Source organism: Marinomonas sp. 5E14-1 (assembly GCF_039939215.1).
Classification (GTDB): Bacteria; Pseudomonadota; Gammaproteobacteria; order Pseudomonadales; family Marinomonadaceae; genus Marinomonas.
Genome location: NZ_JBDXMW010000005.1, coordinates 231769 through 246514, shown reverse-complemented (window position 1 = coordinate 246514; position 14746 = coordinate 231769). Strand labels below are relative to the sequence as shown.

15 protein-coding genes are annotated in these 14746 nt (G+C 41.9%); 11 read left to right on the top strand and 4 right to left on the bottom strand.

Annotated features, from left to right (window positions below):
* Positions 1-494 precede the first annotated feature (494 nt).
* On the top strand, positions 495-1919 hold the full coding sequence (locus ABFY09_RS06770; RefSeq protein WP_347983533.1) for a coniferyl aldehyde dehydrogenase: 1425 nt from the start codon (positions 495-497) through the stop codon (positions 1917-1919).
* A gap of 23 nt (positions 1920-1942) precedes the next feature.
* Here the strand turns inward: ABFY09_RS06770 and ABFY09_RS06765 are convergent, their stop codons facing one another.
* The gene (locus ABFY09_RS06765; protein ID WP_347983532.1) at positions 1943-2695 is read right to left on the bottom strand and encodes a DeoR/GlpR family DNA-binding transcription regulator; all 753 of its coding nucleotides are present in this window, start codon (positions 2693-2695) and stop codon (positions 1943-1945) included.
* 163 nt (positions 2696-2858) lie between these two features.
* Between ABFY09_RS06765 and ABFY09_RS06760 the strand changes: the two genes are divergently transcribed.
* The 6 genes from ABFY09_RS06760 to ABFY09_RS06735 are packed head-to-tail and all read left to right on the top strand — an operon-like array spanning position 2859 to position 8692.
* Entirely contained in the window at positions 2859-3836 is a 978-nt protein-coding gene (locus ABFY09_RS06760; protein ID WP_347983531.1) for an ABC transporter substrate-binding protein, read from the top strand.
* A 50-nt stretch (positions 3837-3886) separates the two neighbouring features.
* Positions 3887-5569, top strand: coding sequence for an iron ABC transporter permease (locus ABFY09_RS06755; protein ID WP_347983543.1), 1683 nt, complete (start codon positions 3887-3889; stop codon positions 5567-5569).
* Positions 5557-6600, top strand: a complete 1044-nt coding sequence (locus ABFY09_RS06750) for an ABC transporter ATP-binding protein (RefSeq protein WP_347983530.1) — start codon at positions 5557-5559, stop codon at positions 6598-6600. The genes ABFY09_RS06755 and ABFY09_RS06750 overlap by 13 nt, the downstream gene beginning before the upstream one ends.
* Positions 6597-7682, top strand: a complete 1086-nt coding sequence (locus tag ABFY09_RS06745; RefSeq protein ID WP_347983529.1) for an MBL fold metallo-hydrolase — start codon at positions 6597-6599, stop codon at positions 7680-7682. The genes ABFY09_RS06750 and ABFY09_RS06745 overlap by 4 nt, the downstream gene beginning before the upstream one ends.
* A complete protein-coding gene (locus ABFY09_RS06740; RefSeq protein ID WP_347983528.1) occupies positions 7666-8247 on the top strand; it encodes a histidine phosphatase family protein in 582 nt (193 codons plus the stop codon). The genes ABFY09_RS06745 and ABFY09_RS06740 overlap by 17 nt, the downstream gene beginning before the upstream one ends.
* Positions 8240-8692: an HAD family acid phosphatase gene (locus ABFY09_RS06735; protein ID WP_347983527.1), complete on the top strand. Its 453-nt coding sequence runs from the start codon at positions 8240-8242 to the stop codon at positions 8690-8692. Before ABFY09_RS06740 ends, ABFY09_RS06735 begins: the two co-directional genes overlap by 8 nt.
* A gap of 112 nt (positions 8693-8804) precedes the next feature.
* Here ABFY09_RS06735 and ABFY09_RS06730 read toward each other — a convergent pair whose 3' ends face one another.
* Positions 8805-9260: a gamma-glutamylcyclotransferase family protein gene (locus ABFY09_RS06730; RefSeq protein ID WP_347983526.1), complete on the bottom strand. Its 456-nt coding sequence runs from the start codon at positions 9258-9260 to the stop codon at positions 8805-8807.
* A 427-nt stretch (positions 9261-9687) separates the two neighbouring features.
* Between ABFY09_RS06730 and ABFY09_RS06725 the strand changes: the two genes are divergently transcribed.
* The 4 genes from ABFY09_RS06725 to ABFY09_RS06710 all read left to right on the top strand — a co-directional run bounded on the left by ABFY09_RS06725 (position 9688) and on the right by ABFY09_RS06710 (position 13462).
* Positions 9688-10449, top strand: coding sequence for a sulfite exporter TauE/SafE family protein (locus tag ABFY09_RS06725; protein WP_347983525.1), 762 nt, complete (start codon positions 9688-9690; stop codon positions 10447-10449).
* A 133-nt stretch (positions 10450-10582) separates the two neighbouring features.
* Complete coding sequence (locus ABFY09_RS06720; protein ID WP_347983542.1) at positions 10583-10822, top strand: S-(hydroxymethyl)glutathione synthase; 240 nt, start codon at positions 10583-10585, stop codon at positions 10820-10822.
* 426 nt (positions 10823-11248) lie between these two features.
* Positions 11249-12796 (top strand): alanine/glycine:cation symporter family protein, encoded by a 1548-nt coding sequence (locus ABFY09_RS06715; RefSeq protein WP_347983524.1) that lies wholly within the window; start codon positions 11249-11251, stop codon positions 12794-12796.
* Between the two features lie 84 nt (positions 12797-12880).
* Positions 12881-13462, top strand: a complete 582-nt coding sequence (locus ABFY09_RS06710; protein ID WP_347983523.1) for a hypothetical protein — start codon at positions 12881-12883, stop codon at positions 13460-13462.
* Between the two features lie 41 nt (positions 13463-13503).
* Here ABFY09_RS06710 and ABFY09_RS06705 read toward each other — a convergent pair whose 3' ends face one another.
* A complete protein-coding gene (locus ABFY09_RS06705) occupies positions 13504-13971 on the bottom strand; it encodes a hypothetical protein (protein WP_347983522.1) in 468 nt (155 codons plus the stop codon).
* 8 nt (positions 13972-13979) lie between these two features.
* Complete coding sequence (locus ABFY09_RS06700) at positions 13980-14738, bottom strand: amino acid ABC transporter ATP-binding protein (protein ID WP_347983521.1); 759 nt, start codon at positions 14736-14738, stop codon at positions 13980-13982.
* Positions 14739-14746: the final 8 nt, after the last annotated feature.

Below are 14746 nucleotides of genomic sequence, written 5' to 3'. Positions count from 1 at the left end.
ATCAATCGGAATGAATTTACTTTGGCAGGATAAGTCAGGTTTATAATTAGCCATCACGTTCAACTGTAGCGAATAATAGTGATTAGATAACAGAGTATTAAAAAAGAACATAAAAATGTTCTTTTTGGAGAAATTCTACAGCCTCAACATTGAAATAACGCTTCAAATCGTTCGTGTCTAACGTCAAGATTAAAATGCCAACAGGTCCAAAGGTTGCCACGCTGCTTACAGATAGATTAAGCCATTTCGGCCCTCTAAAAAAAGGGTCATTTCATAAGGACGTTCGGTCAGGTAATCCAAAATTAATGACGTCATGGTGGTGGCCTAATAGGTCATTCAACATGAATGGCCAGCGAAGATGTTTGGAATACTGCTTCATGTGAGAGAATCACCGTAACATCAAATAGTCGCCATAACTTAATCCTTGTAATTTCGTCTCAGTCGCTTAATAGTTAGTCAATAAAATAACAACGAATTTAAAGAAAGAGATCGTTATGAGTGATGCACCTTTTTATACTAAAGATGAAATCCATATTGCGTTTGGCCGATTAAAGTCTCTTGCCCAACAAGCGCCTTTCCCTACAGCGGAAGAACGCCTTAAATGCTTAACGAGTCTACAAGCCGCTTTATTGCGTCATGAGAAAGCCTTGTTAATAGCGTTGAATAAAGACTTCGGCTGCCGCGCTCACGAAGAGTCTCGTTTGATTGAATTGATTCCATTGTTAGGGGAGATTAAGCACGCTAAAAGTCACCTTACCAAATGGATGCGACCATCAAAACGTCGAGTGCATATCAGCAGCTTTCCTGCCGCTGCTAAAGTGGTGTATCAGCCCAAAGGCGTTGTTGGTGTTGTCTCTCCCTGGAACTATCCTGTTTTACTCTGTTTGGGACCGCTAGTTGGTGCTATCTCTGCTGGCAACCGCGTGATGATGAAAGTGTCGGAGTTTTGTCCGGAAACGAACAAAGTATTGCGAGAGATATTGCATGAATCTTTAGGAGAAGATTGGGTTGAGCTGGTGGAAGGCGAAGCGGATGTTGCAGATGCATTCAGTCAAATCGCTTTTGATCATCTACTGTTTACAGGTTCAACCTCTGTTGGTCGTATCGTTATGCACAATGCGGCCAAAAATCTAACGCCAGTGACTTTGGAGTTAGGAGGGAAATCACCATTACTTGTTGCGCCTTCTGCTGACTTAAAGGATACGGCGAAAAAGCTGGTTTTTGGAAAAGCATTAAACGCAGGACAAACCTGTGTGGCACCTGATTACGTGCTTTGTCATGAGGATCAAAAGCATACCTTGATTGAACAAATAAAGTCGGAGCTCGCAGCTTATTATCCAGATGGTATTCTCAGTCCTGATTACACTAGCCTAGCGAACAACCGACAGATGAGTCGTTTGAAGGCTTATCTTGAAGAGGCAACCGCAGCCAATATCGAGATTGACAATCTGATGGCCGGTAGTGTGGTTGAGCAAGAGGGTAAATTGGCGTTTCATGTATTGCATCAGCCAGACGACACATTAGCGGTTATGCAGGATGAAATTTTCGGGCCTTTGCTGCCTATCCTGACTTATGCAAATATAGACGAAGCCTTTGACTATATTCATCAACGTCCTCGTCCATTAGCTATGTACATTTTTACTCAAAACAAAGCCGATGAAGAACGTTGTGAGTTACAAATTGCCAGCGGAAGTTTGGTTGTTAATCAAACGATTATCCAAGTGGCGCAACCAGATTTACCTTTTGGTGGTGTCGGCGCATCGGGAATTGGTGCATATCACGCAGAAGAAGGATTCCGGACATTCTCACACGGGAAATCTGTGCTACGTCAACGAGGGCCAAACACTGTCGGTTTATTTCGCCCGCCATATAAACGTTTAGTTCATAAGCTGATGGAGAAATGTTGGCCGTTTTTGTAGGGGTGATTGAATGGCTATTCCTGTCATTCATATACAACTTCAACACCTTGGTATTTTAGATTACTCAGTAGTGAATCTGATGGTTTCTGGTCTGTGATAACACAATCATAGTCGCTCATTTTTCCAGAAAAACACCGAGATTCTTTCTCGAATTTTGTACTGTCCAAGAGCAATATTCGATAATGACAATGATTCACTAAAGCCTCGACAGCCATAACGTCATCATCTGTAAAATCAAATAGATCACCGTGTTTGTTGGTAGCTGCAACTGAAAATAGCCCAATATCAGCACGATATCGTTGGAAAAAACGCATAGCATCACCCCCAATAACATCTTGATCCCGCATTCTTACTTTACCTCCTGAAATCGTGAGTTCGCAGTCTGGATGTTCACACAAATTGCGAGCCGCATGCAGGTTGGTGGTCATTACCTGTAAGCCCTTAAACTCATTTAATTGGCTGGCTACTGCAGCCACACTTGAGCCACTACCAAGAAAAATAGACTGATAATCTGATATTTTGCTAATGCATAAATCCGCAATGCGTTTTTTTCCTTCTGCATTACGAATTCGTCTTTGATCAAAACTAATATTCTCTCTATGAGGGAAAGGAATAACTTCCCCATGACTGCGTAACAACAAGCCTTTTTCTGCTAATAGCCTGATGTCTGAACGAATAGTCTGTACCGATACTGAAAATTGATTAGCAACAGCTTGTAGTGTTTGTCGCCCTTGTTCATTAACCCACTGAACAATCTCATGATGGCGTTGGTTCATTCTTAATTCCTTGTTAATTCTATTTTTTAAGGCAGTTTTTAAAACGAAAGAAGGTTTGCCTTCAAACGAAAGAAATCTCCCATCAAACGAAAATATTTTGTCACTATACTGTCAAATTATGTCGGTACTGTTGCAACTCACTTATCAAAAAGAGAGTTTCCCAATGACCATGAAGAAGACTTTATTGATATGCGCAGCAGCTCTTGCTTTCCCACTATCTGTGCAAGCTCAAGATATATTGACTCTGTACACGAGCCAACCAAACAAAGACGCACAAATGACGGTAGATGCCTTTGAATCAGCTAACCCTGATATTAAAGTTGAGTGGGTTCGTGACGGCACGACTAAATTGATGACCAAACTACGAGCAGAACTGTCTTCTGGTGTTGTGAAGCCTGATGTTCTGTTAATTGCTGACAGCGTTACGATGGAATCTATGGTGTCAGATGGTTATCTGGAATCATACTTAAGCCCTAATCGCACAAAATATGAAAATAGTTTGTACAGTGACCAGGGCTATTACTATGGAACTAAACTGATTACGACTGGCATTGTTTATCACAAAAATGCACCGCAATCGCCAACGGATTGGTCTGATTTCATTAAACCTGCTTATAAGAATCAGGTTGCTATGCCAAGCCCTCTATATTCTGGTGCCGCTCTCATTCATCTTGCGACGTTAACAGATGAGAAAACGCTAGGCTGGAATTACTACGAGCAATTGCATACGAATCAAGTGAAAGCTCAAGGTGGTAACGGCGGTGTACTAAAAGCGGTAGCTTCAGGTACTAAACCTTATGGTGCCATTGTTGATTTCTTAGCCATTCGAGAAGCGGCTAAAGGCTCACCGATCGAGTTTGTTTTCCCTAAAACTGGTGTGAGTATGGTGACTGAGCCTGTTGCTATTATGAAGGGCGCGAAAAATAAAGTTGCCGCAAAACGTTTTGTTGATTTCCTCTTATCGCAAGAAGGTCAGCAGTTGGTGTTGGAGCAAGGCTACTTGCCTGCTCGTGGTGATATTGGTGTCCCAGCAGGTTTTCCTAAGCGAGAGGAAATTCGTTTAATGCCTTTTAATGCTACGAAAACACTAGAGAATAACGAAGCAAACAAAGCACGCTTTAGTAAGATCTTTGAAGGTTAAGCGATATGACCCCTTCTTTGATTAAAGCGCATTTTATAGATGGACCGTCTATGGATAGCCAGCTTCGCTGGTTATCCATAGGATTGTTCGTCTTAATTGCAGCACTAAGTGTTGCGCCGAGTTTACGTTTGCTTGTGGAGGCGTTAAGTCAGGTGACCTTGTCTGCGTCGTCACCTTTGGCAGAAGTCTTGCGCAGTGAACGAACTTGGGTTGCGTTGAAAAATAGTTTCTACACTTCAGGTTTAGGTACTTTAATTGCTGTTTTTTTAGGTTGTGGTTTTGGTTTTGTTACCACGTTAACGAATATTCGAGGCCGTGCAGTTTGGGTATTCTGCTTTATGTTGCCTATGATGATTCCGCCTCAAGTAACAGCATTGAGTTGGTTGCAGTTGTTTGGGCCAGCAAGCCCTATCTTAAATACATTTGGTATTGCGCCTGCTTTAGGTAGCTCACAACCAATGTACTCTGCAGAAGGCATTGCCTTGTTGTTAGGGATTCAAAGTGCGCCATTAGTTTATCTTGCTCTTCGAACTCAGCTTATTGCTTTACCACAAGATTTATTGGAAGCGGCACAATTAGCAAAAGCATCTCCGTTTCGTATTTGGATTGATATCATCGTACCTCTTTGTCGCAGTGCGATTGTGGCTGGCGCTGCGTTGGCGTTTGTTTCATCGCTTGGTAATTTTGGTATTCCCGCAATGCTCGGTATTCCTGCTGGTTACATTGTTTTACCTACTTTGATTTATCAGCAAATGGCAGGTTTTGGTAACGACATGTTGAGCCAAGTAGCAGGTCTGTCGATGATCATCGCTCTATTAGTATTGGCAGGTATGCTGTTGCAGCAATGGATACAGCAGCGTAGTTGTTATGCCCTGCTAGGACACACCGCTAAGTCTATTTCTTTTTGTCTACAGCGCTGGCGTTTACCGTTTGAGCTATTGCTTGTCGTGATTCTGTGTTTCATTCTAGTTGCGCCATTATTCGCTTTGATTGTGAGTTCTTTGGTGCCAGCCTTAGGTATGCCGTTAACGCTGGATACGCTGACACTTTCTGCTTTTCACGAAATGATCAGTCGTCAAGGAGTAACAAAGCGTGCTTTTGAAAACAGTGCTTTTCTTGCCTTCGTAAGCGCTTTTGTCTTGATGATCGTTTCTTTACCATTAGGTTATCTCTTAATGCGTTTGCCAATGCGGACAAGAGCTGTGATTGCTAGCTTGATCGAAGTGCCTTATGCCATTCCTGGGATTGTTTTAGCGATCGCCTTTATTTTGTTATTTGCCAAACCTCTGCCGTTTATCGAAGTTAGCCTGTACGGCACTTTAGGCATTATTTTCTTAGCCTACCTTTCTTGTTTTTTGAGCGTGTGTTTGAAACCAGTGTTAAGTGCGATGTCGCAACTTGATCCTGCTTTAGAAGAAGCCGCTCAATTAGCGGGCGCACGACCTCTTAAGCGACTGATCGATATTATTTTGCCGCTCACAGCGCCTGCTTTTTTTGCAGGAGGGTTATTGGTTTTCCTTATCTCGATAAATGAGTTGACGGTTTCAGCTTTATTATGGAGTGCAGGAAATGAAACGTTAGGGGTACTGATTTTCAATTTGGATGAAAGTGGTGACAGTGTGCTTGCCTCTGCCATTGCTGTGCTGGTTGTCATGCTGGTGGCTGGGTTAATGAGTTTACTGAGCCTATTTGCCTCTCGACTGCCAAAAGGAGTTATCCCATGGCACGATTAATATTAGAAAATCTTCATAAGTCATTTCACGGCGAAGTTGTTGTAAAAAATCTAAACCTTACTATTGAACCAGGTGAATTTGTGGCTTTGCTTGGTCCAAGTGGTTGTGGTAAGTCCACTATTTTAAGAATGTTGGCTGGGTTTGAACCTGTTTCTGATGGGCAAATTACTCATGGAGACATTTGTCTTTCCAGTAAGAAGCATCATGTGACAACAGAAGACAGAAACTTTGGCATGGTCTTTCAATCCTATGCTCTTTGGCCACATATGAGCGTGAAAGATAATGTGGGCTATCCGCTTAAGGTTCAAAAAATCAAATCGGATGAGCGTGATAGACGTATTCAAGAAGCGTTAGAAGTTGTCCAGCTTGAGGAATATGCTGATCGATTACCTGCGCAGCTTAGTGGTGGACAACGACAACGTGTAGCGCTTGCCCGTAGTCTGGTTACAGAACCTGATGTGGTGTTGTTTGATGAGCCACTTGCGAATCTAGACCGGCATTTACGCGCAAAAATGGAAGAAACTTTCCGTGCTTTCCATCATCGTACAGGTGCGACAATCGTGTATGTGACCCATGACCAGTCCGAGGCCATGTCACTTGCCGATCGCATTGCCGTATTGAACAAGGGTGAATTAGTGCAATGGGGTACGCCTCAGGCGCTTTATGCCACGCCGAAAAATACTTGGTTAGCAAATTTTATAGGTCGCGGCTCTGTATTGAAGGTGAGTGAAATTGCCCCACAGCAATATGTTAATAGCACAGACCTACATGATCTGATCAAAAGATATTCTTCTGAACAGGTTTTTAGTTCAGTGCTTGTTCGTCCTCAAGATATTCGCTTTGTACCTGCTGATGCTTTCTCCATTGTTGTGACAGTAGATAACTGCATCTTTCGTGGAGAGAGATATGATATCGAGTTAACACTGGAAGATGGACAGAAACTGCTTACTTATAGTGATGTGCCTATGACAATCAATAGTTTACATCATATTCGCCTTGAGCAAGCTTGGTCGCTTGAGAGTGAATCATGAAGGTTAGCATTGATATTCTCAGTGGAGCAGGTCGCAAAACAGCGGCTGCAGTTTTAGTCACTTATCAAGCTTCCCATGAATCACGCGAAATACGTTTTTTATTAGATGCGGGTGGCGCATTAGAAGTGGGTGAAGACAAAGGCTGGACTCAGCCGAAAAACCTAGACGCAATTTTAATATCTCATGATCATCAAGATCACATGGGAGGTTTGCTTGATGTTGATGGCAACGTACCCGTTTATGCCACTCAAGACGTACAAAAATTGTTACCAACACATCTTAATCTTCAAACGTTACCCGTTGGTGGCATGACTTTAATTGAAGGTATTGAAGTGACCACTGGATCTGCAGGGCATTCTTTTGGTGGTGTGTGGTTACATTTAAATATTGGAGAAGGTGTTTACTACAGTGGAGACTTTAGCTTGGAGTCAACCTTATACCCTTTCACAATGCCACCTAAAGCAAAAATCGCTTTGCTTGATGCGTCTTATGGCTTATATGACAACAGCTTAGAGAAAGGTAAGCAATCATTACTGAGTTTTTTGAAAGAAGAAAAATCCTTAGTCATGCCAGTTCCTCAAACTGGGCGAGCGCTAGAAATAGCTTGTTGGTTAACGTCTTTAGACTTTCATGATTGGACCTTGGGTGAGGATTGTTTGTCAGCAGAAACAGCCTTGGCGTCATCAATGGAAGGAATATGTGCTGATGCTAGACCTGTATTAGAGTGCCTTAAAGGCAGACAGTTTGACCCCAATGCGAAGGTTATCTTATGCGGTGATCCTGATGGTGTTAGTGGTGTAGCTGCAGATTTATTATTTCAGCCAGAAACCTATTTGCCCGTTTATACCGGTCACCTTCCTGATCATGCTCGACAAGCAATCAGCGAAGATAAGGCGCATTTTGTGCGTTGGAATGTGCATCCGCGTAAACAAGACTTAAAACGTCTTATTAGTCATTTAGGCTGTGATACGTGCGTTCCTCTTTTTCATGGCATGAAAGACCTACAAGAGTGGCAAGAAGCTCTCGGTTCAAGTATTACGTCACAAACTTATATTGAGAAAACGTATGAAATTAATCCGTAAACCTTTCGTATTCGCTCGACATGCGCAGAGTACATTCAATGCAGCTCAACTTATTGGTGGTTTCACTGATAGCCCTCTGAGTGAGCAAGGTATTGAGCAAGCAAAAAATGCTGCGCCGATTTTAAGTGATGTTTTAAATAATGTCTTACATCGAGAAAAGTGGAGTATTGTCGCCACCAGTACTTTGCAGAGAACACAGCAAACGGCTTTTTATGCCACCCCTGAACAAGTAATAACGCCTTATGAGCAGCTTAAAGAAAGAAATTGGGGCGATTTGGAAGGTTGCCCAATAGCGCAACAAGTTGGTTATGAAGAGACGCCACCGAATGGCGAACCTTGGAGCAACTTGGAGGCACGTATCATTAACGCGTTAAACGATATATTAAGTCAATATCCATACCCGCTTATTATTGCTCACTCTGGTGTTTACCGGGTGCTTAACAATGTTATTAACGGAACGCCTTATTGTCCAAGAATTGGCAATATTTCCCCTATATCTTTCATCCCCAACCAAGACAATAACGGTTGGGAAATCACCCCTATTAAGGAAAGTTCAAATGACTAAAAGTGCAGTTATTGTTGATTTAGATGGCACGCTTGCAGAATTCGATCATATACGAGTTGCCCATTGGGTACTGGGTGCAGAGAAGCATTGGGACCCTTTCTTTGAATATATGAAAGACACACCAGTAATTGAAAATGTTTTACGTTTGGTGAATATCCTAAAAGCGCAAGGTCAGTCTATTTTAATTTGTAGTGGTCGGCCAGAGTCTCACAAGCAGCATTCTGTCGAGTGGATGCAGAAAAATAGTGTGCCTTTTGATGGCGTGTATTTACGCCCTAATGGTGCGGATGAAGTGCCCGATCAAGACGTTAAAAAAGCACTGCTGCAGAAAATTCATGAAGATGGATTTGCCCCTTGGCTAGTATTGGATGACCGAGATGCTGTTGTGGCAGGTTGGCGCGATTTAGGCTTAACATGTTTGCAGTGCGCCCCAGGGGATTTTTAGCCCGACAGAGTCATTTTTTTGTCTAAATCAACATGGAGTTACTTTATATTCGAAGAAGCTCCATGTGTTTTATTATGTCTGGACGCAGATAGTAAAAGTGACCTGCTTATCTCTAAGCCGGTATAGCTTGTCCGTAATGATGCATTCCTTCCTGTTTGTAAGTGTTGTTGACTGACTTGGATTCGTTATCTTCTCGAGTGAAACGTTCCCAGTCGCCAGCTTCCATGTAAGGTGCGCTGCTTAAAGGTTGGTTGTAAACGTATATCCAACCTTGCCCATAAGGAGAAAAGACGCGCTTGCGAAGATAGAGCGAGGTTTGTACTGCATCTGGGTCAAACTCTTCAAGGTCGTCAAGCTCTTCTAAAATGTCACCTGATACGTTGTACCATTCCACTCGAATACGGCCGCTTTCATCGTGAGTTGGAATAACGCCAGGGTATTCGCCTAAATTGTACATACGAAAGCCCGTTAGCCAACCTAGCCCGATACGTTTGCATCCAGCAATTAATTTGTGGTTCGTTAAACCCTCACGAAGAGTTCCGTAAACAGCGACAATGTTAGTAGGCATGGCGTAATTCCATATTCAGACATTTAGTGAAGTGCACAAGATGGCCTTGCTTGAGATTCATTTCAAGTACATTTTGGGCAATTTATCAGTAAATTACAGAGCTCTGACACATCCTTTATAGATTCAATAGATTACTTGCGTCTAGGTGTATTTAAGCGAATGAAATGAAAATTGAGTCACCGAATAATTAAGAGAGGGGAGTCGCTTTAGCAGAAGGGGCAGTATCCTCCCAGCCTCTTCAATTGGGCGAATGACGAGTCTTGATAGAATAGAGCCAATGACCATAAAGATCATAATCATGATAATGGCAATAACAATTGTCGTGACAATCAGGTTGTTAGCATTGAGCATAATGATTCTTTTGTCAGGTAGTGGCTTTACCTATATTATGCGTCCATTTTTATGAGCCAGAATTAGGGGTTACTAGATGGACTACAGCTTATTTACTGTGGTTTTGTTGATCGGTACAGGATTTGTTGCCGGTATTATTAATACGTTAGCGGGTGGAGGTTCTAATTTGACCTTGCCTGCTTTAATGGTGATGGGAATGCCTGCGGATATTGCCAATGCCACCAACCGCGTTGGTGTCTTTCTACAAAATGTCTCTGCCACATTCGGTTTTCGAAAAGCTAAAAAGTTAGATGCTGACGATATTTTACCAGTGATGGTTCCTTCGTTGCTGGGTGGGGTGGCTGGCGCTTTTGCGGCCAGCTATGCGCCAGAGGCATGGCTAAAACCTTTGCTACTCAGCGCCATGATAAGCATGACGCTTATTATGATTGTTCGCCCCACCATGATTGCACCGCCTGAAGGCACAATTCCGTTTAAAATAAGAGAAAAGCCGAGTGCGTGGGTTGCTTTGTTTATTGCCGGTGTTTACGGTGGTTTTGTGCAAGCGGGTGTTGGCTTTATTTTAATTGCTGCTTTGGCTGGAACCCTGCGTTATGACTTAGTACGAACCAATGCACTGAAAATGGTTTGTACGCTGGGTTTCACTGCATTGGCATTGAGTGTTTTTATCTGGAATGATCAAATTTTGTGGGTTCCAGGTTTGATCCTTGCCTCTGGTACCATGTTAGGTTCATTTCTTGCAGTGAAAATGGCGATTAAGGCTAACCCGAACCACCTAAAATGGTTTCTTCTCATTATGACGGTTTGTGGTAGCGTGGCCGCTTTGTTGAGTGATTAACCTTTTAAAGGAGTCATCGTATGCAAGAGAAGGAATATTTTGGACGTTGTCATTGTGGCAGTGTGCAGTTCAAAATCATCACAGATGCTCCCGAACTCACGACTGTTCTATCTGCATCAGGAAAAATGCCTTGATGGTAAAAGTGCACGAAACCAAATTTGAGCTCATTACAACCGAAGATAGCCTCACCGAATATCAATTTCACACCCACACCCACACAGCGCGACACTTCTTTTGCAAAACTTGTGGCATTTATCCTTTCCATAGAAAGCGCGTCTCTCCTGATTTCTTCGGTATTAACGTCTATTGCCTAGAAGGCTTTGAGACCAAAGGTATTCCCGTACGCGCAACGGTTGGCACGGGAATGGCGTGATAATACTGGGAGGTTTGACCATGCTTATTAACTCTCTCAAACCTCTCCCGTACAGTGCTTATCATTAGTTAAAAAAACGTTAAGAATAAAAATCTTTCGAGGCGAACTCAATTTTTTTGCACAAAATCGGTGCGTATGGCGTATGATAAAAGCTGTGTTGTGGTTTAAGAGTGAACGCACAGGAAGAAAAGCGTATAAAAAACAGGCAGTTATTACTGATTTTTGTTGAATCACATCTAGAAAACGCCGTTTTAGAAGGTCATTTTTCTTTAATTGTTCGATTTAAGAGAAATGGCAGAGGCAAATTAATATAAAAGTGATATGTGGCATGATTCTTTCATGGGCGTATTAATTAAGTGCTCTGTAAAATGTTTATATATCAGATGCGCACTGAAACTTTTCGAAATTTCATACAAGGAAAAAAATATGCATAAAATAAAAGCAGTCTTTATGAGCCTATTTATGGCTCTAAGTACAAGTGCTTTTGCTGAAGAGGCGGGCTCTTTTAAGCAAACAATTAGTAACTTTAGTGAGAGTGTTGATGGCTTTTTTAACGATTATACCGGTTGGTTTGTTGGGTTAATCTTTAAAAGTGTACCTGTTGGTGAAGCAAGCTTCCCAATCATTGTTGGTTGGTTGTTGTTAGCTGCTTTCATCTTCACAGTTTATTTTGGCTTTGTTCAGTTTAAACGCGCTGGCATGGCGATTGATATCGTAAAAGGTAAGTACACAGACCCTAACTCAAAAGAAGACGGTGAAGTTTCTCACTTCCAAGCTTTAACAACAGCACTTTCTGGCACAGTAGGTCTTGGTAACATTGCAGGTGTTGGTGCAGCATTGGCAATTGGTGGACCAGGTGCGACTTTCTGGATGATCGTGTGTGGTCTTCTAGGCATGGCGTCTAAATTCTGTGAGTGTACGTTAGGTGTTAAATACCGTACGGTTTTACCATCAGGCGTTATTTCTGGTGGTCCAATGTATTACTTAAGCCAAGGTCTTGCTGAAAAAGGTCTAGGTGGTTTGGGTAAAGTATTGGCAATTGGTTTCGCTCTAATGTGTATCCTAGGCTCGTTAGGTGGCGGTAACATGTTCCAAGCTAACCAAGCGCACGCAATGCTTACTTACGCATTTGACGTTCCAAGCGAATTCGGAATCATTACTGGCATCGTATTAGCGGCATTGGTTTTCTCAGTAATTGTTGGTGGTATGCCTTCTATTGCGTCTGTAACAGAGAAAGTTGTTCCTTGGATGGCTGGCTTATATGTTGGTATGGCGATCATCGTTATTCTAGCTAACATCACTCAAGTTGGTGCAGCATTCAGTGCAATCTTTGCCGGTGCATTCACAGGTGCTGGTGTTGCTGGTGGTTTCGTTGGTGCATTGATTCAAGGTTTGAAACGAGCAACATTCTCGAATGAAGCTGGTGTTGGTTCAGCTGCGATTGCTCACTCTGCTGTTAAAACAAAAGAGCCTGTTACTGAAGGTCTCGTTTCTCTATTAGAACCATTCGTTGATACGGTTGTTATTTGTACTATGACAGCATTGGTTATCACTATTGCTGGCTTAAACGTTGGTCCATTTGATGGCAGTGGTTTAACAGGTGTGACTCTAACCGCCGCTTCATTCACTGAAACAGCTGGCGTGTTCAAATACCTATTGGCTCTAGCGGTTGTTTTGTTTGCTTTCTCTACTATGATCTCTTGGTCTTACTATGGATTGAAAGCATGGACTTACCTATTCGGTGAAGGCAAGAAAGTCGAATTGGTGTTCAAACTGATGTTCTGCTTCTTCGTTGTTGTTGGTGCAACTATTCAGTTTGGTGCGGTAATCGACTTCTCTGATGCTGCGATCTTCGCAATGTCTATCTTTAACATTATTGGCTTGTACTTCCTAATGCCGATTGTTAAGAAAGAATTGGCTTCTTTTGTTGCTCGCGTAAAATCAGGTGAGATCAAAACATACGATAAAGAATGATATTTTCATCACACTTTTTGAATAATCGTATATGATTAAAAACCCACTACGGTGGGTTTTTTTTATTTTAGAGAAGGTCAATAAATGATAGAGAGCAATAATAACGACACTGATTCTTGCGTTGTCAATTTAACGCATGCGTTACTGAAAGATGGCCCTAAGTTCTTATCTCACACGTTAGTTATTACAGAGAGAGTGGCATACTTAAGACCAACAATAGGCGCTATGATGTTTTGTGTGATCTATATTATTGTTGGAGGTTTCTTAGCAAGTCTCGCCACCTATTTATTAGTAGTTTCTACTCAGTATGATCTCTCCATATTTGTTGGCAGCTTCGGAATCGCTATTGGTGTTTTCGGAATTTCATTAATTCAGCCGTTTTTAAATCGTGCTACTTTTAATAAAAAATCAGGGATCTTCGATAACCGAAAAGATAGAAATGTTAAGCTCAAACATATTGTTTCACTTCAAATAAACAACAAAATGATTAAACGCAAAAATGCACTAAGTTATGCTTGTTTTGAATTGAATTTATTAACAGAGCACGGACGAAGAATTAACATCCTAAATCATAACAATGAAGACCAACTTGAAAATGACGCAGCATTATTAGGTATGTTTCTAGGAGTGGAAGTTAAAGATTTTCGAAGAGAAATCATACTATGATCATGAGAGCACCAATATATTCTCGTTAATCAAATCACTATCTAAGCACTTTCCGTCAGTAACGTCAGGTGGGGTTGGAGCTGTGATGGTATCAATGACATAAATTCGTTGGCGATTTTGTCATAGGGTTGTTGACCTTTTCCTAATGGATCTTGAATGTCCTGCTCGGGATGCAGTGTTAAAAGAGTGTGATTTTTGGCTATTTTGTTTTGTACGATCAGTTCCTGAGTATGGCGCAGATGTTCTTTTGTCATAACAAAAATAATGTCTTGTTCTTGTAGCAGTTCTGCAGATAAAAGCTGGCTTTTTCCCTCATAAGGAATGTTGTGCCTTGCTAAGGCAACCAACGCTTCTGGTGAAATGGGGCTGTTTGGCGTTGCATGAGTGCCTGCCGATGAGACTGTAATTTGATTCGTTTTAAAGGCTTTATTCGACCAAGATTGTGCAATTGCTTGTGCCATTGGCGAGCGGCAAGTATTGCCGCTGCAAATAAATAAAATGGATAACATATAATAATTTAGTGGCCGAGTATTTGATTTAAGAATTGCTGTGTTCTAAGGGATTTAGGGCTGTTGAAAAACGTATCTGGTGAGCCTTCTTCAATAATTTCACCAGCATCCATGAATATGACTCTATCAGCAACACGTTTAGCGAAGCCCATTTCATGTGTGACACAAATCATGGTGATACTTTCATCAACGAGAGAAACCATAACGTCCAATACTTCCTTAATCATTTCTGGATCTAATGCGGAGGTAGGCTCATCAAACAAGATAGTTTTCGGCCCCATTGCTAAGGTGCGGGCAATAGCAACGCGTTGTTGTTGTCCACCAGATAATTGCGATGGGTATTTACCGGCTTGTTCGCTAATCTTTACACGCTCAAGAAATTTCATTGCATTGGCTGTTGCTACATCTTTAGACTGCTTACGTACACACATGGGTGCCAATGTGCAGTTTTCAAGTACAGTTAGGTGTGGATATAAGTTAAAGTGCTGGAAGACCATGCCAACTTCTTGGCGTACTTGATTAATGTGTTTTAGATTGTCATTAAGCTCAATCCCATCAACGATAATTTGTCCACCTTGATGTTCTTCCAAGCGGTTTATACAACGAATAAGTGTCGATTTACCTGACCCAGAAGGGCCGCAAATAACCACTCGTTCGCCGGGTGTTACCGTTAAATTGATATTTTTTAAAGCATGGTATTCCCCATACCACTTGTTCATGTCCATCAATTCAACCGCTGGAATAGTTGCTCTCTTGTGCTTTGCCATAACAGTTT

Coding starts and splice junctions, on each gene's coding strand:
- ABFY09_RS06770 (WP_347983533.1), top strand. CDS start 495: ATGAGTGATGCACCTTTTTATACTAAAGATGAAATCCATATTGCGTTT.
- ABFY09_RS06765 (WP_347983532.1), bottom strand. CDS start 2,695: ATGAACCAACGCCATCATGAGATTGTTCAGTGGGTTAATGAACAAGGG.
- ABFY09_RS06760 (WP_347983531.1), top strand. CDS start 2,859: ATGACCATGAAGAAGACTTTATTGATATGCGCAGCAGCTCTTGCTTTC.
- ABFY09_RS06755 (WP_347983543.1), top strand. CDS start 3,887: ATGGATAGCCAGCTTCGCTGGTTATCCATAGGATTGTTCGTCTTAATT.
- ABFY09_RS06750 (WP_347983530.1), top strand. CDS start 5,557: ATGGCACGATTAATATTAGAAAATCTTCATAAGTCATTTCACGGCGAA.
- ABFY09_RS06745 (WP_347983529.1), top strand. CDS start 6,597: ATGAAGGTTAGCATTGATATTCTCAGTGGAGCAGGTCGCAAAACAGCG.
- ABFY09_RS06740 (WP_347983528.1), top strand. CDS start 7,666: ATGAAATTAATCCGTAAACCTTTCGTATTCGCTCGACATGCGCAGAGT.
- ABFY09_RS06735 (WP_347983527.1), top strand. CDS start 8,240: ATGACTAAAAGTGCAGTTATTGTTGATTTAGATGGCACGCTTGCAGAA.
- ABFY09_RS06730 (WP_347983526.1), bottom strand. CDS start 9,260: ATGCCTACTAACATTGTCGCTGTTTACGGAACTCTTCGTGAGGGTTTA.
- ABFY09_RS06725 (WP_347983525.1), top strand. CDS start 9,688: ATGGACTACAGCTTATTTACTGTGGTTTTGTTGATCGGTACAGGATTT.
- ABFY09_RS06720 (WP_347983542.1), top strand. CDS start 10,583: ATGGTAAAAGTGCACGAAACCAAATTTGAGCTCATTACAACCGAAGAT.
- ABFY09_RS06715 (WP_347983524.1), top strand. CDS start 11,249: ATGCATAAAATAAAAGCAGTCTTTATGAGCCTATTTATGGCTCTAAGT.
- ABFY09_RS06710 (WP_347983523.1), top strand. CDS start 12,881: ATGATAGAGAGCAATAATAACGACACTGATTCTTGCGTTGTCAATTTA.
- ABFY09_RS06705 (WP_347983522.1), bottom strand. CDS start 13,971: ATGTTATCCATTTTATTTATTTGCAGCGGCAATACTTGCCGCTCGCCA.
- ABFY09_RS06700 (WP_347983521.1), bottom strand. CDS start 14,738: ATGGCAAAGCACAAGAGAGCAACTATTCCAGCGGTTGAATTGATGGAC.